The organism is Streptomyces sp. BBFR25, from assembly GCF_044590125.1.
Taxonomy (GTDB): Bacteria; Actinomycetota; Actinomycetes; order Streptomycetales; family Streptomycetaceae; genus Streptomyces; species Streptomyces canus_D.
Map to the genome: position 1 here is coordinate 4,428,591 of NZ_CP172447.1, position 21,441 is coordinate 4,450,031.

At 73.3% G+C, this 21,441-nt stretch carries 25 protein-coding genes; 19 read left to right on the forward strand and 6 right to left on the reverse strand.

The annotated features are described in order from the left end of the window. Positions 1 to 1,113: a sensor histidine kinase KdpD gene (locus ACGH52_RS20130; protein WP_121700544.1), complete on the forward strand. Its 1,113-nt coding sequence runs from the start codon at positions 1 to 3 to the stop codon at positions 1,111 to 1,113. Between the two features lie 16 nt (positions 1,114 to 1,129). On the opposite strand, the gene ACGH52_RS20135 is transcribed toward ACGH52_RS20130, so the two are convergent. Next, on the reverse strand, positions 1,130 to 2,134 hold the full coding sequence (locus ACGH52_RS20135) for an NAD(P)-dependent oxidoreductase (protein WP_210974346.1): 1,005 nt from the start codon (positions 2,132 to 2,134) through the stop codon (positions 1,130 to 1,132). A 201-nt stretch (positions 2,135 to 2,335) separates the two neighbouring features. On the opposite strand from ACGH52_RS20135, the gene ACGH52_RS20140 reads away from it, so the two are divergent. Genes ACGH52_RS20140 through ACGH52_RS20160 form a run of 5 tightly spaced genes read left to right on the forward strand, consistent with a single transcriptional unit; the run spans position 2,336 to position 4,795 of the window. Beyond that, positions 2,336 to 2,731: an LPXTG cell wall anchor domain-containing protein gene (locus ACGH52_RS20140; RefSeq protein WP_399941203.1), complete on the forward strand. Its 396-nt coding sequence runs from the start codon at positions 2,336 to 2,338 to the stop codon at positions 2,729 to 2,731. Beyond that, complete coding sequence (locus tag ACGH52_RS20145) at positions 2,728 to 3,357, forward strand: class F sortase (protein ID WP_121700483.1); 630 nt, start codon at positions 2,728 to 2,730, stop codon at positions 3,355 to 3,357. The genes ACGH52_RS20140 and ACGH52_RS20145 overlap by 4 nt, the downstream gene beginning before the upstream one ends. Before the next feature lie 52 nt (positions 3,358 to 3,409). Further along, positions 3,410 to 3,901: an RNA polymerase sigma factor gene (locus tag ACGH52_RS20150; protein WP_003975205.1), complete on the forward strand. Its 492-nt coding sequence runs from the start codon at positions 3,410 to 3,412 to the stop codon at positions 3,899 to 3,901. Beyond that, positions 3,885 to 4,445 carry a hypothetical protein gene (locus ACGH52_RS20155; RefSeq protein WP_399941206.1) on the forward strand — a complete coding sequence of 187 codons (561 nt, stop codon included), beginning with the start codon at positions 3,885 to 3,887 and terminating at the stop codon, positions 4,443 to 4,445. The genes ACGH52_RS20150 and ACGH52_RS20155 overlap by 17 nt, the downstream gene beginning before the upstream one ends. Beyond that, on the forward strand, positions 4,442 to 4,795 hold the full coding sequence (locus ACGH52_RS20160) for a DUF952 domain-containing protein (RefSeq protein WP_059299407.1): 354 nt from the start codon (positions 4,442 to 4,444) through the stop codon (positions 4,793 to 4,795). The genes ACGH52_RS20155 and ACGH52_RS20160 overlap by 4 nt, the downstream gene beginning before the upstream one ends. Before the next feature lie 2 nt (positions 4,796 to 4,797). On the opposite strand, the gene ACGH52_RS20165 is transcribed toward ACGH52_RS20160, so the two are convergent. The 4 genes from ACGH52_RS20165 to ACGH52_RS20180 form a co-directional block, all read right to left on the reverse strand. Further along, positions 4,798 to 5,124, reverse strand: coding sequence for an SCO5918 family protein (locus ACGH52_RS20165; protein ID WP_059299408.1), 327 nt, complete (start codon positions 5,122 to 5,124; stop codon positions 4,798 to 4,800). A gap of 109 nt (positions 5,125 to 5,233) precedes the next feature. Continuing rightward, complete coding sequence (locus ACGH52_RS20170; protein WP_059299409.1) at positions 5,234 to 6,805, reverse strand: DEAD/DEAH box helicase; 1,572 nt, start codon at positions 6,803 to 6,805, stop codon at positions 5,234 to 5,236. Between the two features lie 274 nt (positions 6,806 to 7,079). After that, positions 7,080 to 7,283: a cold-shock protein gene (locus ACGH52_RS20175; RefSeq protein ID WP_003975209.1), complete on the reverse strand. Its 204-nt coding sequence runs from the start codon at positions 7,281 to 7,283 to the stop codon at positions 7,080 to 7,082. A gap of 284 nt (positions 7,284 to 7,567) precedes the next feature. Next, positions 7,568 to 8,431, reverse strand: coding sequence for an oxidoreductase (locus tag ACGH52_RS20180; RefSeq protein WP_399941210.1), 864 nt, complete (start codon positions 8,429 to 8,431; stop codon positions 7,568 to 7,570). Between the two features lie 225 nt (positions 8,432 to 8,656). On the opposite strand from ACGH52_RS20180, the gene ACGH52_RS20185 reads away from it, so the two are divergent. The 3 genes from ACGH52_RS20185 (at position 8,657) to ACGH52_RS20195 (ending at position 10,370) form a co-directional block, all read left to right on the forward strand. After that, on the forward strand, positions 8,657 to 8,917 hold the full coding sequence (locus ACGH52_RS20185; RefSeq protein ID WP_153182923.1) for a hypothetical protein: 261 nt from the start codon (positions 8,657 to 8,659) through the stop codon (positions 8,915 to 8,917). Then, complete coding sequence (locus ACGH52_RS20190; protein ID WP_059299411.1) at positions 8,889 to 9,542, forward strand: response regulator transcription factor; 654 nt, start codon at positions 8,889 to 8,891, stop codon at positions 9,540 to 9,542. The genes ACGH52_RS20185 and ACGH52_RS20190 overlap by 29 nt, the downstream gene beginning before the upstream one ends. A gap of 93 nt (positions 9,543 to 9,635) precedes the next feature. Then, positions 9,636 to 10,370: a ferritin-like domain-containing protein gene (locus ACGH52_RS20195; protein WP_210974342.1), complete on the forward strand. Its 735-nt coding sequence runs from the start codon at positions 9,636 to 9,638 to the stop codon at positions 10,368 to 10,370. 44 nt (positions 10,371 to 10,414) lie between these two features. Here ACGH52_RS20195 and ACGH52_RS20200 read toward each other — a convergent pair whose 3' ends face one another. Next, positions 10,415 to 10,999, reverse strand: a complete 585-nt coding sequence (locus ACGH52_RS20200) for a TerD family protein (protein WP_076975074.1) — start codon at positions 10,997 to 10,999, stop codon at positions 10,415 to 10,417. A 131-nt stretch (positions 11,000 to 11,130) separates the two neighbouring features. Here ACGH52_RS20200 and ACGH52_RS20205 point away from each other — a divergent pair, with 131 nt between their 5' ends. The 10 genes from ACGH52_RS20205 to kdpB all read left to right on the forward strand — a co-directional run bounded on the left by ACGH52_RS20205 (position 11,131) and on the right by kdpB (position 21,438). After that, entirely contained in the window at positions 11,131 to 11,751 is a 621-nt protein-coding gene (locus tag ACGH52_RS20205; RefSeq protein WP_399941215.1) for a glyoxalase, read from the forward strand. Positions 11,752 to 11,829: 78 nt separating this feature from the next. Then, positions 11,830 to 13,119, forward strand: a complete 1,290-nt coding sequence (locus ACGH52_RS20210; protein WP_399941218.1) for a phosphatase PAP2 family protein — start codon at positions 11,830 to 11,832, stop codon at positions 13,117 to 13,119. Positions 13,120 to 13,328: 209 nt separating this feature from the next. After that, positions 13,329 to 13,847, forward strand: a complete 519-nt coding sequence (locus ACGH52_RS20215) for a hypothetical protein (protein WP_399941220.1) — start codon at positions 13,329 to 13,331, stop codon at positions 13,845 to 13,847. Positions 13,848 to 13,970: 123 nt separating this feature from the next. Further along, positions 13,971 to 14,813: a DUF4097 family beta strand repeat-containing protein gene (locus tag ACGH52_RS20220; RefSeq protein WP_059299417.1), complete on the forward strand. Its 843-nt coding sequence runs from the start codon at positions 13,971 to 13,973 to the stop codon at positions 14,811 to 14,813. An 88-nt stretch (positions 14,814 to 14,901) separates the two neighbouring features. Next, on the forward strand, positions 14,902 to 15,909 hold the full coding sequence (locus ACGH52_RS20225) for an ATP-binding cassette domain-containing protein (RefSeq protein WP_374103163.1): 1,008 nt from the start codon (positions 14,902 to 14,904) through the stop codon (positions 15,907 to 15,909). Then, a complete protein-coding gene (locus ACGH52_RS20230; RefSeq protein ID WP_399941225.1) occupies positions 15,906 to 16,694 on the forward strand; it encodes an ABC transporter permease in 789 nt (262 codons plus the stop codon). The genes ACGH52_RS20225 and ACGH52_RS20230 overlap by 4 nt, the downstream gene beginning before the upstream one ends. A 191-nt stretch (positions 16,695 to 16,885) precedes the next feature. Next, positions 16,886 to 17,452, forward strand: a complete 567-nt coding sequence (locus ACGH52_RS20235; RefSeq protein ID WP_399941228.1) for a hypothetical protein — start codon at positions 16,886 to 16,888, stop codon at positions 17,450 to 17,452. A gap of 89 nt (positions 17,453 to 17,541) precedes the next feature. Beyond that, positions 17,542 to 17,631 carry a K(+)-transporting ATPase subunit F gene (kdpF, locus tag ACGH52_RS20240; RefSeq protein ID WP_037922167.1) on the forward strand — a complete coding sequence of 30 codons (90 nt, stop codon included), beginning with the start codon at positions 17,542 to 17,544 and terminating at the stop codon, positions 17,629 to 17,631. A gap of 7 nt (positions 17,632 to 17,638) precedes the next feature. Next, positions 17,639 to 19,315: a potassium-transporting ATPase subunit KdpA gene (gene kdpA, locus ACGH52_RS20245; protein WP_121702248.1), complete on the forward strand. Its 1,677-nt coding sequence runs from the start codon at positions 17,639 to 17,641 to the stop codon at positions 19,313 to 19,315. Beyond that, positions 19,312 to 21,438, forward strand: a complete 2,127-nt coding sequence (gene kdpB, locus ACGH52_RS20250) for a potassium-transporting ATPase subunit KdpB (RefSeq protein WP_210974341.1) — start codon at positions 19,312 to 19,314, stop codon at positions 21,436 to 21,438. Before kdpA ends, kdpB begins: the two co-directional genes overlap by 4 nt. Positions 21,439 to 21,441 lie beyond the last annotated feature (3 nt).

The window sequence follows — 21,441 nt, forward strand, 5'->3', positions numbered from 1 at the left end:
GTGCACGCCACCCTCCTCATCGCCCTCTACGCCTTCGCGGGCGCCGCGGCCACCGGCCTGGTGGGCGCGGCCGTGCTGCGGCTGATCAGGCGGCGCTCGCTGACCGCGTCCCTCACCGTGGTCGCGGCGGTCGCCGTCCTCTCCATGCTCGCCGGCACGCTCGCCGTCGCCTGGGCGATGTTCTTGTCCCCGCACGACCTGTCCGTCGTCACCACCGTCGTGGCGATGGCGGCCGTCGTCTCCCTGGCCACCGCGCTGCTGCTGGGCCGCTGGGTGGTCGCCCGCAGCCGTGAACTGGCGGCGGCGGCCCGCTCGTTCGGCGAGGAAGGGGACTACGCCGCCCCCACCACCCCGGCGACCGCCGAACTGGACGCGCTCAGCCGCGAACTGGCGGCCACCAGCGCCCGGCTCGCCCTCTCCCGGGAGCGGGAGCGGGCCCTGGAGACCTCCCGGCGCGAGCTGGTCGCCTGGATCTCGCACGACCTGCGTACCCCGCTGGCCGGGCTGCGCGCCATGTCCGAGGCGCTGGAGGACGGGGTCGCCGCCGACCCCGACCGCTACCTGCGGCAGATCCGCGCCGAGGTGGAACGCCTCAACGACATGGTCGGCGACCTCTTCGAACTCTCCCGCATCCACGCGGGCACCCTCGTCCTCACCCCGGCCCGGATCTCGCTCTACGACCTGGTCGGCGACGCCCTCGCGGGCGCGGACCCGCTCGCGCGCCGGCGCGGCGTACGGCTGGTCGGCGACGCGGTGGCGGCCGTACCGGTCGAGGTGGACGGCAAGGAGATGAGCCGGGTCCTGGGCAACCTGCTGGTCAACGCGATCCGCCGCACCCCGGCCGACGGCACGGTCGCGGTCGCCGCCGAGCGGTCCGCCGACGGCGTGGTGGTCTCCGTGACCGACGGCTGCGGCGGCATCCCGGAGGAGGACCTGCCGCGGGTCTTCGACACGGGCTGGCGCGGCACCCACGCCCGTACGCCCCCGGCCGGTGCGGGCCTCGGCCTCGCCATCGTCCGCGGCATCGTCGAGGCCCACCGCGGCCGGGCCACGGTCCACAACATCCCCGGCGGCTGCCGCTTCGAGGTGACCCTGCCCCTGGCGCAGGCCTGACCGGCACGGTCGCGGGTCACTCCCCCCGCAGGCCCGCCCGCGCGAACTCCCGCATGCCCTCGGCGAATCCCACCCGGGGGCGCCAGCCCAGCTCGGTCCGCAGACGCGTGGAGTCGGCGGTGATGTGGCGGACGTCGCCGAGGCGGTACGCGCCGGTGACGACGGGCTCGGGCCCGCCGTGGGCGGCGGCCAGCGCGGCGGCCATCTCGCCCACCGTGTGCGGCGCACCGCTGCCGGTGTTGTAGGCGCTGAGGGCGCCCTGTGGCGGCCCGGCGGCCTCCAGCGCCGCCACGTTCGCCGCGGCCACGTCCCGCACGTGCACGAAGTCCCGGCGCTGGCGGCCGTCCTCGAAGACGCGCGGGGCCTCGCCGCGGGCCAGCGCGGAGCGGAAGAAGGAGGCGACACCGGCGTACGGGGTGTCGCGGGGCATCCGAGGGCCGTACACGTTGTGGTAGCGCAGCGACACCGCCGTCGCGCCGGTCGTCCGGGCCCAGGCGGCGGCCAGGTGCTCCTGGGCCAGCTTGGTCGTGGCGTACACGTTGCGCGGGTCGGCCGGGGCGTCCTCGCCGACCAGCCCCGGGGACAGCTCCGCGCCGCACCCCGGGCACACGGGCTCGAACCGGCCCGCGTCCAGGTCGGCGACGGCGCGCGGTCCCGGCCGCACCACCCCGTGCCGGGGGCACGCGTACCGCCCCTCCCCGTACACCACCATCGACCCGGCGAGCACCAGCCGCGGGACACCCGCCCCGGCCATCGCGGCGAGCAGCACGGCGGTGCCGAGGTCGTTGCGGGAGACGTACTCCGCCGCGTCGGCGACCCCGTTGCCGAGGCCGACCATCGCCGCCTGGTGGCACACGGCGTCCATCCCGGCCAGCGCCCGCGCGACGGCCGCCGGATCGCGCACGTCGGCGCCGGGGTCCTCGCGGACGTCGTAGCCGACGGGCTCGTGCCCGTGCTCCCGCAGGGCGTCCACGACGTGGGACCCGATGAAACCGGCGCTGCCGGTGACCAGTACGCGCATGCCCGACACGCTAGGCCCGCGGGGGCGCCGTACCGGGCCCGCCGCCCGGCACGTCACGGGTCCGTAAGGAGCGGGGGCGACCGCGAGCGGCCGGCGGCTTTGCCATTCCTTTACAACCCGCCCGGCCCCCGCCTCGTCTCTCCGTCCGATCCGCATCACCACCCCCCACGTGGTGCGCCGACGACGAGAGAGAGCGACCCGATGCGCCGAACCATCCTCACCGCCGTGGCCCTGGCCTGCACCGCCGTACTGGCGGGCACCGCGCCCGCGTTCGCCGAAGACCCCACCCCGGTGCCCTCCGCCCCCGCCGAGAGCGCCCCGAGCCCCGGCACCGGGCCGGGCGAGGCGACCCCCGCGCCCGCGCCGTCCGTCAGCGTCCCCGCCGCCGAGCCGACCGAGGCACCCGCCCCCGCCCCCGCCGACGGCCAGGTCTCCGTCGTACCCAGGGGCGCGGCCGACACCGGAGTGGCCGCGACCACGGACCCGGCCGGGACCGACGCGTCCGTGGTCGGCGCGGGCGCCGGCGGGGTGCTCCTCGCGGGCGGCGCGGTGCTCTTCGTCGTCCGCCGCCGACGGGCGGCGGCGACCGGCGCATGATCCCGCGCCCCGGCCGCGTCCTCGCGACCGCCGCACTGGCCGCGCTGCTCGTGGGCTGCGGCGGCGGCCAGGGGGACGGCGACACCGCCCCCGGCCGTCCGGCGCCCTCGAAGGCCGCGGCGGCACCGCCCGCGCAGGCCCCGGCGAAGTCGGTGCGCCCGCTGGCGCGTTCGGTGCCGGTGGGGCTGCGCATCCCCGCTCTCGGGGTCGACACCCCGGTGATGGGCCTGGGCCTCGCCGCGGACGGCGCGGTGGAGGTGCCGCCCGTCACGGACCACGACCGCGCCGGCTGGTACCGGCACTCGCCGACCCCCGGCCAGGTGGGACCGTCGGTCGTCCTCGGCCACGTCACGGTGGGCAGGTACGGCGACGGGGTCTTCCGCCACCTGGCGCGGCTGCACCGCGGCGACCGGATCGAGGCCCGCCTGGAGAACGGCACCGCCGCCGAGTTCACGGTCACGGCCGTACGGACGGTGGCCAAGGCCGACTTCCCCACGGACGACGTCTACGGGGACGTGGCCGGACCGGAGTTGCGGCTCATCACCTGCGGCGGCCCGCGCGACGGCGAGGAGTACCGGGACAACGTCATCGTCTTCGCCGAACTGAGCGCCACCAAGGGCGTCTAGGCCAGGCCGCCCCGGTGCGCATCACCGCATACCCTCACGACCATGGAGAGCGTTGAAACGGTCCCGTGACAGGGCGGCGTCCGAGCTGTTCGCCGCCCTGTATCCGCGCCTCGCCGGCTGGTGCCGCCGCCTCGTCGACGACGACGAGACGGCCCACGAGATCGCCTCGGAGGCGTTCACCCGGCTCTGGGCCCGCTGGACGTCCGTGGAGGAGCCCCGCGGCTTCCTCTACGTCACCGCCGCCAACCTCGTCCGCGACCACTGGCGCAAGCTGGAGCGCGAGCGGCGGGCGGTGCGCCGGGTCACCGCGGAGGTCGCCGTGCGCCCGCACCCCGAACAGGCCGACCCCTCGGTGCGGTTGCTCGTACAGTCCCTGCCGGAGCGGCTGCGCGTGCCGATCCTGCTCCACTACTACGCCGACATGCCGATCCGGGAGGTGTCCGTGCTGACCGGACGCAAGGAGGGAACCGTCAAGGCCGACCTGCACGCGGCCCGCGAACTGCTCCGCGTCCATCTGAGGAGAAGCCTTGACCACACGCCTTGAGGACGAGATGGACGAGCCCGGTTTCGAACGCGACGGCGACGATCCGCTGTTGGTCGTGCTGCGTCCGGGCGCCGACTTCCTGGGGCCGCCGCCGGGCCGCTACGAGGCGATCCGCCGGGCGGCGTCCAGGCGGCGCCTGCTGCGCGCCGCCGCCGGGGCCGCCGCGACCGCTGCCGCCGCCGCGCTGATCGCGCTGCCGCTGCACTGGGCGTCCCCCGCCCCGCCGGCGCGCCCGGCGCCACCGATGGCCCCGGCTCCGGCCGTCCCGACACCGGAGGTCCCGCCGAGCCCGGCCCCGCCGAGCGACTCCACGCGGGCGCCCGGCACCGGTCCGGCACGGCCGACCGAGGAACCCGCCCCGCCCGCGGCCACGCCGTCGCCCTCCGAGCCGTCGGCCTCCGAGCCGTCGGCCTCCGAACCGGCGGCCTCGGAGCCGTCGGCCGAGCCGAGCGACCCGCCCGTCCGGCAGGCACCGTCGAGCGGGCCCGGCACCGTGGTGCCCACACCCGCGGTGGACGGGGCGGCTGCTACAACGGGGCGATGATCTATCACGTGGTGCCGCTCGCCGAGTGGGACGCCGACCCGGGGCGGCCGTACGCGCCCGCGTCCCTCGCGAAGGACGGGTTCGTCCACTGCTCGCCCGACGAGGAGACCACGCTAGCCGTCGTCAACGCCTTCTACCGCGACGCTCCCCGGCCGCTGGTGGCGCTCCTCGTGGACGAGGACCGGCTCACCGCGAGGTGCGCGTGGGAGGCGGCCGAACCGGCGCCGCCGCCGGGCGTTGCCGCGGGCACCCGCTTCCCGCACGTGTACGGCCCCCTCGACCGCGCGGCCGTCCAGCGCGTGCTGGAGGTCCGCTGGGACGACGGGGGCCGTGCCACGGGACTGTCCTGACCTCAGTGGTCCTGGGGGACGGTGGCGCCGCCGAGCAGCGCGGACGCCGTCTCGACCGGCGTGGGGGCGGGCGCCGACGGCTCGGGCTCGGCGCCGGGGGCGGGGTGGCAGGTGAAGCCGAGGCGGGCCATGGCCCGGGTCACCTCGCCGCCGGAGAAGTCGCGCCGGTCCTGCCGGGTGATGACCTCGCCCACCTGCTTGACGGGGTAGCGGCGGCGGCCGATCGTGACCGACTCACCGGTGACGGGTTCGGGCGTGATGCCCTTCATCGAGTCCAGCACCCCACCCTTGGTGAGGTCGAACGGGTACCGGGCGATGACACAGCGCATGATGCCTCCACAAGGGGGATGGGGCGGGTGGGTCCGGGCGGTCCCGGGGCGGGGCGTCCCCGGGGTCTTCCAGCGTTCTCCGGGAGTGTCCGGCGGCGTCCGAGGGGCCTCAGGCCGCCGAGCCGGTCGAACCGGCCGACCCGCCCGTGGACTGGCGGCGCGGCCTGCGGCGCGGGGACTCGCCGGTGGGCCGCCCCTGGGCGGCGCGGCCCTGGCCGGTGCGCGGCTGCGCGGTGCCGGTCCCCTGGCCGCCGCCGCGCCCCTGCGAGGGACGGCCGCGACGGCCGCGGGACGAGGAGCCCGCCCCGGAGGCGGTGCGCCGGGGGCGCTCCACGACCGGCGCGGCGATCACGACGGGGACACCGGAGGGGGTCTGCGCACCGGTGATGCGGGCCAGCTCCGTCTCGCCCGAGCGGATCGGGGTGACCTGCGGGGTGATACCGGCCAGGGACATCAGCCGGGTCATCTCGCGCCGCTGGTCCGGCGTCACCAGGGTGACGACGCTGCCGGACTCGCCGGCCCGGGCGGTACGGCCGCCCCGGTGCAGGTAGTCCTTGTGGTCGCCGGGCGGGTCCACGTTGACGACCAGGTCGAGGTTGTCGACGTGGATGCCGCGGGCCGCGACGTTGGTCGCCACCAGCGCCGTCACCTGCCCGTCCTTGAACTGGGCGAGGGTCCGGGTGCGCTGCGGCTGGGACTTGCCGCCGTGCAGTCCGGCGGCCCGCACCCCGCTCTTCAGCAGCTGCTTCACCAGCCGGTCCACCCGGTGCTTGGTGTCCAGGAACATGATGACCCGGCCGTCGCGCGCCGCGATCTCGACGGTCGCGCGCTGCTTGTCCTCGTCGTGCACGTGCAGGACGTGGTGCTCCATCGTGGTGACGGCACCGGCCGAGGGGTCGACGGAGTGGACCACCGGGTCCGTCAGGTAGCGGCGGACCAGCCGGTCGACGTTGCGGTCGAGGGTGGCCGAGAACAGCATCCGCTGCCCGTCCGGCTGCACCTGGTCGAGCAGGGCGGTGACCTGCGGCATGAAGCCCATGTCGGTCATCTGGTCGGCCTCGTCCAGCACCGTGATGGTGACGTCGCCGAGGGCGCAGTCGCCGCGGTCGATGAGGTCCTTGAGCCGTCCGGGCGTCGCGACGACGATCTCCGCCCCGGAGCGCAGCGCCCCGGCCTGCCGGCCGATCGACATGCCGCCGACCACGGTGGCCGACCTGAGGCCGACGGCGCGGGCGTACGGGCCGAGCGCGTCGGTGACCTGCTGGGCCAGCTCACGGGTGGGGACGAGGACCAGGCCGAGCGGACGCCGCGGCTCGGCGCGCTTGCCGGCCGTGCGGGCCAGCAGGGCGAGACCGAAGGCGAGCGTCTTGCCCGAGCCGGTGCGGCCGCGGCCGAGTACGTCCCGTCCGGCCAGGGAGTTCGGCAGGGTCGCCGCCTGGATCGGGAACGGCACGCTCACGCCCTGGTCGCCGAGGGCGGCCAGCATGCGGGCCGGGAGGTCGAGTTCGGCGAACGTCTCGACGGCGGGCAGCGCCGGGGTGATCGTCTTCGGCAGCGCGAACTCGCCGCCCTGGGGGGCGGCGGCCGGACGGCGGCCGGAGTTCTGGGGCCGGCCGGCCGACCGGGAGCGACGGGGGGCTTCGCCGGAGCGTCGGCGGTCGTTGGTGCGTGTGCGGTTCATGGGGAACCTTCCTCGATACGGCACGTATCAAGGGAGACCCGCAGCGGAAGAGCGGCGCAGGGAATCGCAAGAACGAGCCGGCCCGGTCGATTTCGGCGGGGTGCGCCGAGTGGACCGGGAGAATTGGTGAATTGCGGAAATGCGGGTGAATCAGAATGCGCGGGGACGAATCGGTGCCCTGCGCTGCGGGACCGGGCGCCGGGCGCCCGGAAACGCGGCGAGCTGGGGCCCGCACCCCAAGGTGCGGGCCCCAGCTGCGGAGTATGCGTGAGCGTCAGGCCGGGGTGATGTTCTCGGCCGTCGGGCCCTTCTGGCCCTGCGCGATGTCGAAGGTCACCTTCTGACCCTCGAGCAGCTCGCGGAAGCCCTGCGCGTTGATGTTCGAGTAGTGGGCGAAGACGTCGGGGCCGCCGCCGTCCTGCTCGATGAAGCCGAAGCCCTTTTCGGCGTTGAACCACTTCACGGTGCCGGAAGCCATGTTTTCTCCTTCGGTACGGTGCTCGGAGTTCACCCTGTGTGCACTCCGGTCGCCGTGATGATCACCCCGTCGGACAAAACCTTCAGGCAACCACAACTGCAACTTCCGTCGACAGTAGCACGCCGTGATCGGCCGGGTGCCGGACATAATCTTGGCCCGATCGGTCGCCCGGGGAATATTCCCAGGACGGCGACGGATTTTCTCCCGCCGTCGGAGCAGATATCGCCCCGAACAGGCCGTGGGCACCCCCGCACCGAGACAAAGGACACGTCCGTACGGGTGGTTCAGCGCAGGCGGAGGTCGGCGAGATCCTCGTCGGTGAGGGTGATCGAAGCGGCGGCCATGTTCTCCTCCAGGTGGGCCGGGGAGCCGGTGCCGGGGATGGCCAGGGCGACCGGCGAGGAGGCGAGCAGCCGGGCCAGGGCGATCTGCTGGACCGTGGCGCCGTGCCGGTCCGCGACCTTGGCGACACGATCCCCGCCGATGTCGCTCAGTCCGCCGCCCAGCGGGAAGTACGGCACGTAGGCGATGCCGTACTCCTCGCAGCGGGCCTGCATCTCCGTGTCGTCGCGACCGTCGGCGTGGAAGTGGTTCTGGACGGCCGTCACGGGGGCGATGGCCCGTGCCTCGGCGAGGTGCCCGGCGTCGACGTGGCTGAGGCCCAGGTGCCGGATCAGGCCCTCCTCGCGCAGTGCGGCCAGCGCCTCGAAGCGGGCGGCGACGGACTCGCCGCGCGGGGGTGGTGCGATGCCGCCGATGCGCAGGTAGACCAGGTCGAGGCGGTCGACGCCCAGGGTGTCCAGGTTCTCCTCGACCAGCGCCCGCAGCGCGCCCGGATCGGTGGTCGCCTCCAGACCGCCGTCCGGGGTGCGCAGCGGTCCCACCTTGGTCGCGATCACCAGGTCGTCCGGGTAGGGGTGCAGGGCCTCGCGGATCAGGTCGTTGGCGCGGACCGAGCCGTCGCCGCTGGTGTAGAAGGCGGCGGTGTCGATGTGGTTGACGCCGAGTTCCACGGCTCGGCGCAGCACGGCGCGACCGGTCTCGGGGTCGCGGGCCGGGCCGTGGAAGCTGTTGGTGGGCAGGCGCATGGCTCCGAAGCCGAGCCGCCCGATCGGAAGGTCGCCACCGAGGCGGAAGTCGTTGCTCATGCGCCCACCCTGCGCGCCACCGCCCCTGCCCGACGAGCCCGTGGCAGCTTGCTGCCAAGAGCCGCCCCGGCCCGCCGCAGGAGCCGCAGGAGCCGCCAGGCTGTCGGGGATGCCGCCCGGAGCCCCGGGCTCTCGGGCCCTCGATCTCCCGGGCCCTCGGGCTCCCGATCTCCCGGGCTGACGGACTGCGGCAGCGCGCGGTGTCCCCGGCACCGGGGAGACAGCGTGGTGCCCGTGATCGCCGCGATGCCGGGGGACGGCGAAGTCCTGGGCGCCGACACCCTGTTGCCCAGCGTCCTGCTGCGCGTCCCGCCCGGCCCCGGGCAACTGGCCGTGTTCAAGGACGCCGTGGCGGCCCATCCGCCGCGCGACGACGCGGCACCCACCGTCGTGTGGAGCCACTGGGCCATGACCCGCGCCCCGCGCCGGACCGAACCCCGCGCGGCACAATGGTCGTATGGCAGAGAGCATGACGGTGCACGGTGATGTGGAGCTGTTGGCCCGTGCCGGGCACCTCTTCTCCTCCGTCCGGGAGGAGTTCGTGTGTGCCGCCCGAGACCTCGACACCTGGCCCCGCCCCGCCGCCCGGCAGGTCGCCCGGACGCGGGTGCGGGACAGCGGTGCCTCGCACGTGCGCAAGCTGCTCAGCCCGGCCGCGCTGGCCGGCGAGGAGGGCAGGGCGCACCTGGGCGAGCTGGCCGCCCGGGGGGCCCGGGTGCGGATCGCCGCCGGTGCCCTCCCGCACGAGACGATCATCATCGACCGGCGCTGGGCGATCCTCGCCGGAGCGGACGCGCCCGGGGGCCGCGCGTACACCGTGACCGCCGCGCCCACCCTGGTCGGCGGCGTGCACGCGCTGTTCGAAGCCGCCTGGGAGGCGGCCACCGACCTCGCGTCCTTCCTCCGGGGCGAGCAGCCGCAGCTCGACGCCGGGAGCCGGACGGTGCTGCGCGCGCTCGGCTCGGGTGCCACGGACGAGGCCGCCGCGCGGGAACTGGGCATGTCGCTGCGCACCTACCGGCGCCGGGTCGCCGAACTGCTCGACGCCCTCGACGCCGGGTCGCGGTTCCAGGCGGGGATGCGCGCGGGCGAACTGGGCCTGAGCGGCTGAACGGCCGGGGCGGGGGAGGCGGAACGGTTCCGCGTCCGGTTGCGTCGTCCCCTTCCGGGGCGCGGCGGTCGTGCCCCGGGGAGGGGCGGCGCGGTGGGCGGTACGGACGGGTTCGCCAAGTGGACACGGCGGTTCGAGGACGAGCGCGAGCGCAGAGCGGCCCAGGGCGACCCGGACTGGACGCGGGGCGCCGTGCTGCACCGGGCGGTGTGGGCAGGCGTCCAGCGCTTCCAGGTCGGCGAGGACGGTGACGGTGCGAACCTCGTCGCCAAGGCGGCGGAGGCGGGCGACGCCGACTACGCGCGGGCGGTGCGGCTCTTCGTCGCCGAGGAGCAGAACCACGCCCGACTGCTGGCCCGGCTGCTGGCCGCGGGCGGCAGACCGACGCTGAGCGGCCACTGGAGCGACACCGCCTTCGTACGGCTGCGGCGACTGCTCGGCCTGCGCACGGAACTGCTGGTGCTGATGATCGCCGAGGTCGTGGCGCTGCGTTACTACCGCGCCCTGCGGGACGGCACCGACGACGTGCTGACCTCGGAGGTGGCGGGCCGGATCCTGGCCGACGAGCGGCGCCACGTCCCCTTCCACTGCGCGCGGCTGCACGACTCGCTGGCCGAACTCCCCGCCGTGACGCGCCGCCCCGTGCTGGCCCTGTGGCGGCTGCTCCTGCTCGCGGCCACCCTGGTCGTCGTCGCCGACCACGGCGCGGGGCTGCGCCGGCTCGGCGTCGGACGGCGCCGTTTCGCGGCCGACGTCATGGCCTCGTCCGCCGAGGTGGTCCGCGCCGTACTGACCCCGCGGCCGGACGCGTGGACCGGCGGCGCCTGAGGCCCGGCACCGGCGGCGGGGCGTACGTCCGCCGCCGGGCCGCCCTACTTGCTGACGGCGAAGCGCATCAGGGCGTGCTCGTCGCCCTGCTTGATCTTGCCCGTCTCGTTGACGACCTCCAGCTTCCAGGCACCGCCGACCCGCACGGCCTTGGCCACGGCGCAGCCGTTGTCCTGGCTCAGCAGGCTGGGCCAGATGTCGGCGACCTGCTCCGAGCTGCCGCCGGTCGCGTCGTAGACCTTGAAGCTGATGTTGCGCGCCTTCTGGAAGGAGCTGCCCTTCTTGTACGCGGCGGCGACGAACACGATCGACGTGATGGCGCTCGGGAGCCGGGCGAACTCGACGGTCACCGTCTCGTCGTCGCCGTCCCCGTGGCCGGTCTGGTTGTCGCCGCTGTGCAGCAGCGAGCCGTTGCCCATCGGGTCGAGCGAGTCGAGTCCGGCGAGGCGTACCGGGTCCCCGCCCTGCAGCGCGACGGCGATCAGGTCGAGGTCGGTGCCCGACTTGCGCCGCAGCTTGCCGAGCACTCCGCCGCTGCTGCCCGCGGTGGGGTCCCAGGAGACGCCGATGGACAGGTGGGTCACTCCGTCCAGGTCCGCGGGGCCGCCTTCCTTGGTGAGCGTGATCATGTGTGGGTCATCCTCCGTGGTCGTGCCTGTGCCGCAGAGTCTGCCTGGTGGCGAAACGTTTCCTCGGGCCGGGGGCGACCGGTCAGTTTTCGAGAAGCACCGCGGACCCGCCCGCCCCTAACGTCGAGGACATGAACTCCATCGACTCCGTCACCCTCGAGGTGGCCGACACCGAGGCCGCCGCCCGCTTCTACTCCGACGCCTTCGGACTCGACGGAACGCGGGTGCGGGTCCGCGCCTCCGACTCCCCGACGAGCGGGTTCCGCGGCTTCACGCTGTCGCTCGTGGTGTCCCAGCCCGGCAACGTCGACGCGCTGTTCTCCGCCGCCGTCGACGCCGGCGCCACCGTCCTCAAGCCCGCCGCGAAGTCGCTGTGGGGCTACGGCGGGGTGGTCCGGGCCCCGGACGGCACGGTCTGGCAGATCGCGACCTCGGCGAAGAAGGACACCGCCCCGGTCACCCGCGACGTCGACGAGATCGTGCTCCTGCTGGGCGTCGAGGACGTCAGGGCCACCAAGCGGTTCTACGTCGAGCAGGGCCTCACCGTGGGCAAGAGCTTCGGCGGGAAGTACGTCGAGTTCGCCACCGGCCCGGACACCGTCAAGCTCTCCCTCTACAAGCGCCGGGCCCTCGCCAAGGTCGCGGGCGTGTCCGCCGAGGGCACCGGTTCGCACCGTCTCGTCGTCTGCGGCGGTACCCGCCCGTTCGACGATCCGGACGGCTTCACCTGGCAGCCGGAGCCCGGCCACTGATGGGCTAGTTTCCTGTGCATGTCATCACGGGAAACTCCGCGAATACCCGGGGGCGGGACGCGGGCAAGACTCTGGGCCGTGGCGGGTGCGGCGACCCTCGCGTTCCTCATAGCCCTGGAGATCGCCGCGCGCCGCTACGGCCTGCCGGGGCCGATGACCAACCAGGCCAAGGAGCTGGTGTTCGCCCCCGCGTCGGGGCCCCTGCTCTACGCCGGTCTGGCGCTGACGATGGTGGTCCTGACCTGGCGCCAGCGGTTCGCCGCGGCGGCCGTCGCGGTCGGCATCGACCTCGTCATCGTGCTGGTGCGGTGGGCGGCGGACGCCACCGCGTCCGGCAGCCACTCCTTCGGCAACGGCGCGCTGTGGGTGGTCCTGGGCTGCGGGGCCGTCGCCGTGACGCGGCGCACCGGCGCCGAACGGATCCTCCTGCTGAAGGGCGTGGGGCTCGGCCTGCTGCTGGTGGCCGGGCGCAAGACGGGCGACGCCTGGCTGCTGATCACCTCGAAGACCCGCCCCGACGTCCTCGACCCGTACGTGGCGACCGCCGACCACGCGCTGGGGAACCCGTCGTGGCTCGTGGGCCGTGCCGTCGAGGCCACGGGCCCGGTCGGTGAGCATCTGCTGGACTGGGTCTACGTCCAGCTCGCGGTGGCCGCGGTGGTGGTCGCGCTGTACCAGCTGCGCCACGTGGCGGCCGAGCGCCGGTTCCCGCGCCACCACCTGGTCCGCACCTTCCTGCTGATCGGCCTGCTCGGGCCGGGCATCTACATGATCTTCCCGGTGGTCGGACCGGTCTTCGCCTACGGCACCGGGGCCTTCGGCACCGGCGGCGAGGAGTGGGCGATCGCCGACCTGTGGCCGCACACGCTCCCGCCGATCAGCGCGCCCCACCCGTTCACGTACGACGGGATCACCCCCCGCAACTGCATGCCCAGCCTGCACACGGCCTGGGCCACCGTGATCTTCATCCACTCCCGGAAGGGCCCGCGCGTCCTGCGCTGGGCGGGAACGTTCTGGCTGGTCGCCACGCTCACCGCGACGCTGGGCTTCGGCTACCACTACGCCATCGACCTCGTCGCCGGAGTGGTGTTCGCGGTCACGGTCGAGGCGGGGCTGCGTGCCCTGGACCGCGGCTGGGACCGGTCGGGAAGCCTGCTGGTCGCCCACGGGGCGCTGGTGTTCGCCGCGATCCTGGCGTCGACGCGTTACCTGTCCCTGGAGATGGCCCGGCACCCGTGGGTCTTCGGCCCGCTCCTGCTGCTGGCGATGGCCTCGGTGATCCACGGCTACGCACGGACCACGAAGGTCTGGGAACCGGTGCCCGCACCCCCGCCGACCCGCCCGGAACCCCAACTCGAAGCGGCCTGAGGGGCCGTAAGGGCTCCCGGAGCGGGTCCCCGTACGACCCGCACGACCCGTACCGACACTGATGCCTCCGTGGTGCCACTCATGGCGCCACGGAGGCATCGGTCATTTCTTGAGCGTTTTCCCAGGTCAGAGGGTTGTCCTCGACGGCCTCACAATTATGGTGCCAATGCGGCTTGCGTGTGGCGCCACCGTGGTGCCATGATGGCGTCATGGACCTCACCCCGTACGTCGACACACTTCGCCGCGAACTCGCGGTGGCCGCCGAAGCCGGTGGTCAGGAAGCCCGCGAGCTGGCCGAGCGGCTCATCGCTCCGCTGGACTCGGCGACCCGGCTGACCATGCTCAACGTGCTCTCCGCCGCGATGGACGAGATCACCCGTGAACTGGCCCCCGGTTCGGTCGACGTACGGCTGCGCGGGCTCGAGCCCGACTTCGTGGTGACGCTGCCGCCCGCCGACGGCGGCGGTACCGCGGAGCGGGCGGCGCCCGTCGAGACGCTCAAGGCGCCGGCACCCGCCGACGGCGACGAGGGCGGCACCGCCCGGGTCAACCTGCGGCTGCCGGCCCACCTCAAGACGCGCGCCGAGGAGGCCGCGAGCCGTGAGGGGCTGTCGGTCAACGCCTGGCTGGTGCGGGCCGTGTCGGCCGCCGTCGAGGGCGGCGGCACCCCGCCCGCGCCGGAGCGGACGCGCAACGTCGGACAGAGCTTCACGGGCTGGGTGCGCTAGCCCGCCTTCGCCCCCCCCCGCACCCGGCCCGCAGACGGGCCCCGGAGAACCACGCACAGCGCAGCGCTCACACCACGTCCCACCAGCGGGGACACCCCACGGACTCACGAGGACGGTACAGCCATGCCTTCTTTCGACACTCCCGGACCGATCGCGGTGACCGCCCACGTGGGCGCCGGTTCCATCCGGTTCACCGCGGGCGAGCGGCTCGACACGGTCGTCGAGGTGCGCCCCGGCGACCCCGAGCGGGACAAGGACGTACGGGCCGCCGAGCAGACCGAGGTCTCCTACGCGAGCGGTGTCCTGACGATCAACACGAAGGAGCGCCGCTTCATCGGCCCCACCGGCACCGTCGACGTGACGGTGGAACTGCCCGCCGGGTCGCGGGTCGACATGGGCGGCTCCTGGACCCAGGTCCTCGGCGAGGGCCGGCTCGGCGAGGTCCGGGTGAAGACCCCGGGCGGTGACGTCCGCCTGGACACGACCGGGCCGCTCCAGCTCAACGCCTCCCACGGCTCGGTCACCGTGGACCGGGTCGAGGGCTCGGCGGAGATCACCACCAGCTCCGGCAGCGTGCGCGTCGGCGCCATCGAGGGCCCCGCCGTCCTGAAGAACTCGCACGGCTCCACCACCGTGGGCGTCGCCCTGGGCGACCTGCGGGTGAAGAACGCCAACGGTGACATCAACGTCACCCGCGCCGAGGCCTCGCTCGTCGCCACCACCGCCCACGGCACCCTGCGGGTGGACGAGGTGGTCCGCGGCGAGATCCGGCTGGAGACCTCCTACGGCGCCATCCAGGTCGGCGTCCGCGAGGGCACGGCCGCCTGGCTCGACGCCCAGTCCGGCGGCGGGCAGGTGCGCAACACCCTCACCGCGTCCGGCAGCCCCGCGCCGACCGAGGAGACCGTCAAGGTCCACGCCCGCACCCGGTACGGCAACATCGACGTCCGCCGCGCCAAGGCCTGAGCGCCCGCCCGTCCCGCCGGGCACCGCACGCCCGGCACCCCCCCCTTCGTCCCCGTCAATCCGTCATCCCCTCGAACGGGAGGGCTCCATGCCTTCATCTGTCATGCCCACGACCACCTCGGGAACCGGTCCGCAGGCGTCCGCCGCCGTCTCCGCCGTGGGGCTGCGCAAGTCGTACGGCGACAAGACCGTCCTCGACGGCATCGACCTGCGCATCCCGGCCGGGTCAGTGTTCGCGCTGCTCGGGCCGAACGGCGCCGGCAAGACCACCACCGTGCAGATCCTGTCCACCCTCATCTCCGCCGACGGCGGCCAGGCCCAGGTGGCGGGCCACGACCTCGCCACCGCCCCGCAGGCCGTGCGCGGCGCCATCGGCGTCACCGGGCAGTTCTCGGCCGTGGACGGCCTGATCACCGGCGAGGAGAACATGCTCCTCATGGCGGACCTGCACCTGCTCCCGCGGGCCGAGGGGAAGCGGATCGCCGCCGAACTGCTGGAGCGCTTCGGCCTCACCGAGGCCGCGAAGAAGCCCGCCTCCACCTACTCCGGCGGCATGAGGCGCCGCCTGGACATCGCCATGACCCTCGTCGGCAGCCCCCGGATCATCTTCCTCGACGAGCCCACCACCGGCCTCGACCCCCGCTCCCGCCACAACATGTGGCAGATCATCCGCGAACTCGTCACCGGCGGCGTCACCGTCTTCCTCACCACCCAGTACCTGACCGAGGCCGACGAACTCGCCGACCGCATCGCCGTGCTCCACGACGGGAGGATCGCCGCCGAGGGCACCGCCGAGGAACTCAAGCGGCTCGTCCCCGGCGGACACGTCCGGCTCCGCTTCACCGACCCGGACGCCTACCGCGACGCCACCGCGGCGCTGCCCGACGGCACGCGGAACGACGACTCCCTCACCCTCCAGATCCCCAGCGACGGCAGCCAGCGCGACCTGCGCTCCGTCCTCGACCGCCTCGACGGCGCGGGCATCGAGGCCGACGAGCTGACCGTGCACACCCCCGACCTCGACGACGTCTTCTTCGCCCTGACCGGCGGCGCCGGCGTCCCCGCCCAGTCCGACGCCAAGGAGACGGTCCGATGAGCAACCTCACCCTCGCCGCGCGCAACTCCTCCACCATGCTGCGCCGCAACCTCCTGCACGCCCGCCGCTACCCATCCCTCACCCTCAACCTGCTGCTCACGCCGATCATGCTGCTGCTCCTCTTCGTCTACATCTTCGGAGACACGATGAGCGCCGGCATCGGCGGCGGCGCCGACCGGTCCGCCTACATCGCGTACCTGGTGCCCGGCCTGGTGCTGATGACCATCGGCAGCACCACGATCGGCACCGCCGTCTCCGTCTCCAACGACATGAGCGAGGGCATCATCGCCCGCTTCCGCACCATGCCCATCCACCGCGGCTCGGTGATCACCGGGCACGTCATCGGCAGCGTGCTCCAGTCGGTGGTCAGCGTGGTCCTCGTCGGTGCCGTCGCCGCCGCCATCGGCTTCCGCTCCACCGACGCCACCGCCCTGGAGTGGCTCGCGGCCTTCGCGCTGATCGCCCTGTTCGCCACCGCGCTCACCTGGATCGCCGTCGGCATGGGCCTGATCAGCCCGAACGCCGAGGCCGCCAGCAACAACGCGCTGCCGCTGATCTTCCTCCCGCTCATCTCCAGCACCTTCGTGCCCATCGACGCCATGCCGGGCTGGTTCCGGCCGATCGCCGAGTACCAGCCGTTCACCCCCGCCATCGAGACCCTGCGCGGCCTGCTCCTCGGCACGGAGATCGGCCACAACGGCTGGCTCGCCCTCGCCTGGTGCCTGGCCCTGAGCACGCTCGGCTACTTCTGGTCGAAGTCGGTCTTCAACCGCGACGCCAAGTAGGCGGCCGTCTGCGCGGGTGGCACCCGCGACCCGTCCACCACCCAAGGGCGGCGCCCCGACACCTCGTCGGAGCGCCGCCCTTGGTGTTGCCTCCGAGGATGGCGCAGGTGGCACACAAAATGGCTCCCGGTGGCGCCAAAGATGTGCCATAGTGGTGCCATTGATGGCGCGACGGAGGGGGACGACGGATCATGGACACCACGCAGAGCGGCAGACGGGCCACGCCCGGCGCCCTCGCGGCCTTCGCCCGCTTCGTGCTCTGCGGGGGCGGACTGGGCCTCGCCTCCAGCTTCGCCGTGGCCGGCCTCGCCTCCTGGATGCCCTGGGCCCTGGCCAACGCCCTGGTCACCGCGGCGTCCACCCTCCTCGGCACCGAGCTGCACGCCCGCTTCACCTTCGGCGCGGGCGGGCGCACGACCTGGCGCCAGCACGCCCAGTCGGCCGGATCGGCGGGGGCCGCGTACGCGGTGACGTCGGCGGCGATGCTCGTCCTGCACCAGGTGGTGGCGGCGCCCGGCGCGGTGCTCGAACAGACCGTCTACCTGTCCGCCTCCGCGCTCACCGGGGTCGCGCGCTTCGTGATCCTGCGCGTCGTCGTCTTCGCGCGGTTCCGGGGCGCCCCGTCGGCTCCGTCGGCAGAGTCGTCAGAGAGGTGTCAAAGCCGTTCACGCCGCCGTATGGAAGCCGTCAACGGTGGCCGAAACCGGTCGGAAGGGGGCTCTCATCTCCTTGTCAGCTTCTCTTCCGCACCTCACTAGGAGCTCGCGATGGCCGACGTGGCCTTCGTCCTCACCACGATCGCGGTGTTCGCGCTCGTCGCCCTGGTTGCCAAGGGGGTGACGAAGCTGTGACCGCGGAGAACATCGTCGGCCTGATCGTGGCCGTCGCACTGCTCGGTTACCTCGTCCTCGCCCTGATCCACCCGGAGAGGTTCTGAGCACCGCATGAGCCCCGTCCTCGCCGGCGTGCTCCAGCTGCTCGCGCTCATGGCCGCGCTGGCGCTCGCCTACATACCTCTCGGCAACTACATGGCCAGGGTCTTCACCTCCGGCACGCACTGGCGTGTGGAGAAGTGGATCTACAAGGGCATCGGTGCCGACCCGGACACGGAGATGCGCTGGCCCGCGTACCTGCGCGGCGTCCTCGCCTTCTCCTTCGCCGGAGTCCTCTTCCTCTACCTGCTCCAGCGCCTCCAGGGCGTCCTGCCCGGCTCGCTCGGCTTCGCCTCCATCGACCCGGACCAGGCGTTCAACACCGCCGCGTCCTTCGTGGCCAACACCAACTGGCAGTCGTACTACGGCGAGCAGGCCATGGGCCACGTCGTGCAGACCGCCGGTCTGGCCGTGCAGAACTTCGTCTCGGCCGCCGTCGGCATCGCCGTGGCCGTCGCCCTCGTCCGCGGCTTCGCCCGGTCCCGCACCGGAGAACTGGGCAACTTCTGGGCCGACCTGGTCCGCGGTGTCGTCCGGGTCCTGGTGCCCATCGCCGTCGTCGGCGCGGTGATCCTGGTGGCCTGCGGGGTCATCCAGAACTTCTCCGGCATCCACGAGGTCGGCCAATTCTTGAATGAGCACAGCGTGGGCGGCTCGCAGGAGTGGAACGGGGGCGCGGTCGCCTCCCAGGAGGTCATCAAGGAGCTGGGCACCAACGGCGGCGGCTACTTCAACGCCAACTCCGCCCACCCCTTCGAGAACCCGACGCCGTTCACCAACCTGTTCGAGATCTTCCTGATCCTGCTGATCCCGGTCGCCCTGACCCGCACCTTCGGCATCCTGACCGGCTCGGTGCGCCAGGGCTACGCGATCCTCGGGACGATGGCCACCATCTGGCTCGCCTTCGTCGCCCTGATGATGTGGACCGAGTTCGCCCACCACGGCCCCGCGTTGCAGGCGGCCGGGGGCGCGATGGAGGGCAAGGAGGTCCGCTTCGGCATCGGCGGCTCGTCGATCTTCGCGGTGTCGACCACCCTCACCTCCACCGGCGCCGTGGACTCCTTCCACTCCTCCTACACCGGCCTCGGCGGCGGCATCACCATGCTCGGCATGATGCTGGGCGAGATCGCGCCCGGCGGTGTGGGCTCCGGCCTCTACGGCATGCTCGTCATGGCGGTCATCGCGGTCTTCATCGCGGGCCTGATGGTCGGCCGCACCCCCGAGTACCTGGGCAAGAAGATCGGCACCCGCGAGATCAAGTACGCGGCCTGCTACATCCTGATCACCCCGGCCCTGGTCCTGGTCCTCACCGCCGCCGCGATGGCCCTGCCCACCCCCGGCGACTCGATGACCAACAGCGGGGCGCACGGCTTCTCCGAGATCCTGTACGCCTACACCTCCGCGGCGAACAACAACGGCTCCGCCTTCGCGGGCCTGAACGCCGACACCCAGTGGTTCAACACCACCCTCGGCCTCGCCATGCTCCTCGGCCGCTTCCTGCCGATGGTGTTCGTGCTGGCCCTCGCGGGCTCGCTGGCCGGACAGCAGCCGGTACCCGCCACCCAGGGCACCCTGCGCACCGAGAAGCCCCTGTTCGCCGGGCTGCTGGTGGGCGCCGTCCTGATCATCACCGGTCTGACCTACTTCCCGGCCCTCGCCCTGGGCCCGCTCGCCGAGGGGCTGGCATGACCACCGACACGCGGAAGCAAGAGGACTCCATGTCCACAGTCACCACCCCGGACCGGGCGCCGCACGGCGACGCACCCGCCGGGCACCAGTCCGGGGAGGGCCGCGTCGGCGCGGGCCTCTTCGACCCGAAGCACCTGCTCACGTCGCTGCCCGACGCGTTCCGCAAGCTCGACCCGCGGGTGATGGTGAAGTCGCCCGTCATGTTCGTCGTCCTCGTCGGCTCCGTCCTGACCACGGCCTTCTCCTGCGCCGACCCCGGTGACTGGTTCGGCTGGACGATCAGCGCCTGGCTCTGGCTGACCGTGCTCTTCGCCAACCTGGCGGAGGCGGTCGCCGAGGGCCGCGGCAAGGCCCAGGCCGACACCCTGCGCAGGGCGAAGACCGACACCGTCGCCCGCCGGGTCGACGGCACCACGGTCCCCGGCACCGCACTCACCGTCGGCGACCTGGTCGTCTGCGAGGCCGGGGACGTCATCCCCGGCGACGGCGACGTCGTCGAGGGCGTCGCCTCGGTCGACGAGTCGGCGATCACCGGGGAGTCGGCGCCCGTCATCCGCGAGTCCGGCGGCGACCGGTCCGCGGTCACCGGCGGGACGAAGGTGCTCTCCGACCGGGTCGTCATCAAGATCACGACGAAGCCGGGCGAGACCTTCATCGACCGGATGATCAACCTGGTGGAGGGGGCGGCCCGGCAGAAGACGCCGAACGAGATAGCGCTGAACATCCTGCTGGCCTCGCTGACCGTCGTCTTCCTGCTGGCCTGCGCCACCCTCCCGCCCTTCGCCGACTACGCGGGCACCGAACTCACGATGGTCGTGCTGGTGGCCCTGCTGGTCTGCCTCATTCCGACCACGATCGGCGCCCTGCTCTCCGCGATCGGCATCGCGGGCATGGACCGCCTGGTGCAGCGCAACGTGCTGGCGATGTCGGGCCGCGCCGTCGAGGCCGCCGGTGACGTCTCCACGCTGCTCCTCGACAAGACCGGCACGATCACCCTCGGCAACCGGCAGGCCGCCGAGTTCGTACCCGTGGGCGGGGTGACGGAGGCCGAGGTCGCCGACGCCGCCCAGCTCTCCTCGCTCGCCGACGAGACCCCGGAGGGCCGCTCGGTCGTCGTCCTCGCCAAGGAGCAGTACGGGCTGCGCGAACGGCGGCAGGGCGAGCTGGCCGGCGCCGAGTGGGTCGAGTTCACCGCCCAGACCCGCATGTCGGGCGTGGACGTGGACGGCCGCAAGGTGCGCAAGGGCGCCGCGGGTTCGGTCGTCGCCTGGGTCGAGGAGCGGGGCGGCACGGTCGCAGAGGACGCCTCCGCGACCGCCGAACGCATCTCCCAGGCGGGCGGTACGCCGCTGCTCGTCGCGGTCGAGGACGAGCGCGGCGCGCGCGTCCTGGGCGTCATCCACCTCAAGGACGTCGTCAAGCAGGGCATGCGGGAACGGTTCGACGAACTGCGCCGCATGGGCATCAAGACCGTCATGATCACGGGCGACAACCCGCTGACCGCGAAGGCGATCGCCGACGAGGCGGGCGTCGACGACTTCCTCGCGGAGGCCACGCCCGAGGACAAGATGGCGCTGATCAAGCGGGAGCAGGCCGGCGGCAAGTTGGTCGCGATGACCGGCGACGGCACCAACGACGCCCCCGCGCTGGCCCAGGCGGACGTCGGCGTGGCCATGAACACCGGCACGTCGGCCGCCAAGGAGGCCGGCAACATGGTCGACCTCGACTCCAACCCGACCAAGCTCATCGAGATCGTCGAGATCGGCAAGCAGCTGCTGATCACCCGCGGGGCGCTCACGACGTTCTCCATCGCCAACGACGTCGCCAAGTACTTCGCGATCATCCCGGCGCTCTTCGCGGCCGTCTACCCGGGCCTGGACAAGCTCAACATCATGGGCCTGTCCTCCCCGTCCTCCGCGATCCTGTCCGCGGTGGTCTTCAACGCGCTGATCATCGTCGTACTGGTCCCGCTGGCGCTGAAGGGCGTGCGGTACCGGCCCATGAGCGCCGACCGGATGCTGCGCCGCAACCTCGCCGTCTACGGACTGGGCGGCCTGGTCGCCCCGTTCATCGGCATCAAGCTCATCGACCTGATCGTCTCGCTCATCCCCGGGATCGGCTGACCG

Coding starts and splice junctions, on each gene's coding strand:
- ACGH52_RS20215 (WP_399941220.1), top strand. CDS start 13,329: ATGGACCTCACCCCGTACGTCGACACACTTCGCCGCGAACTCGCGGTG.
- ACGH52_RS20225 (WP_374103163.1), top strand. CDS start 14,902: ATGCCTTCATCTGTCATGCCCACGACCACCTCGGGAACCGGTCCGCAG.
- ACGH52_RS20180 (WP_399941210.1), bottom strand. CDS start 8,431: ATGAGCAACGACTTCCGCCTCGGTGGCGACCTTCCGATCGGGCGGCTC.
- kdpB (WP_210974341.1), top strand. CDS start 19,312: ATGACCACCGACACGCGGAAGCAAGAGGACTCCATGTCCACAGTCACC.
- ACGH52_RS20175 (WP_003975209.1), bottom strand. CDS start 7,283: ATGGCTTCCGGCACCGTGAAGTGGTTCAACGCCGAAAAGGGCTTCGGC.
- ACGH52_RS20170 (WP_059299409.1), bottom strand. CDS start 6,805: ATGAACCGCACACGCACCAACGACCGCCGACGCTCCGGCGAAGCCCCC.
- ACGH52_RS20140 (WP_399941203.1), top strand. CDS start 2,336: ATGCGCCGAACCATCCTCACCGCCGTGGCCCTGGCCTGCACCGCCGTA.
- ACGH52_RS20230 (WP_399941225.1), top strand. CDS start 15,906: ATGAGCAACCTCACCCTCGCCGCGCGCAACTCCTCCACCATGCTGCGC.
- ACGH52_RS20235 (WP_399941228.1), top strand. CDS start 16,886: ATGGACACCACGCAGAGCGGCAGACGGGCCACGCCCGGCGCCCTCGCG.
- ACGH52_RS20190 (WP_059299411.1), top strand. CDS start 8,889: ATGGCAGAGAGCATGACGGTGCACGGTGATGTGGAGCTGTTGGCCCGT.
- ACGH52_RS20145 (WP_121700483.1), top strand. CDS start 2,728: ATGATCCCGCGCCCCGGCCGCGTCCTCGCGACCGCCGCACTGGCCGCG.
- ACGH52_RS20220 (WP_059299417.1), top strand. CDS start 13,971: ATGCCTTCTTTCGACACTCCCGGACCGATCGCGGTGACCGCCCACGTG.
- ACGH52_RS20165 (WP_059299408.1), bottom strand. CDS start 5,124: ATGCGCTGTGTCATCGCCCGGTACCCGTTCGACCTCACCAAGGGTGGG.
- ACGH52_RS20135 (WP_210974346.1), bottom strand. CDS start 2,134: ATGCGCGTACTGGTCACCGGCAGCGCCGGTTTCATCGGGTCCCACGTC.
- ACGH52_RS20200 (WP_076975074.1), bottom strand. CDS start 10,999: ATGATCACGCTCACCAAGGAAGGCGGCCCCGCGGACCTGGACGGAGTG.
- ACGH52_RS20205 (WP_399941215.1), top strand. CDS start 11,131: ATGAACTCCATCGACTCCGTCACCCTCGAGGTGGCCGACACCGAGGCC.
- kdpA (WP_121702248.1), top strand. CDS start 17,639: ATGAGCCCCGTCCTCGCCGGCGTGCTCCAGCTGCTCGCGCTCATGGCC.
- ACGH52_RS20160 (WP_059299407.1), top strand. CDS start 4,442: ATGATCTATCACGTGGTGCCGCTCGCCGAGTGGGACGCCGACCCGGGG.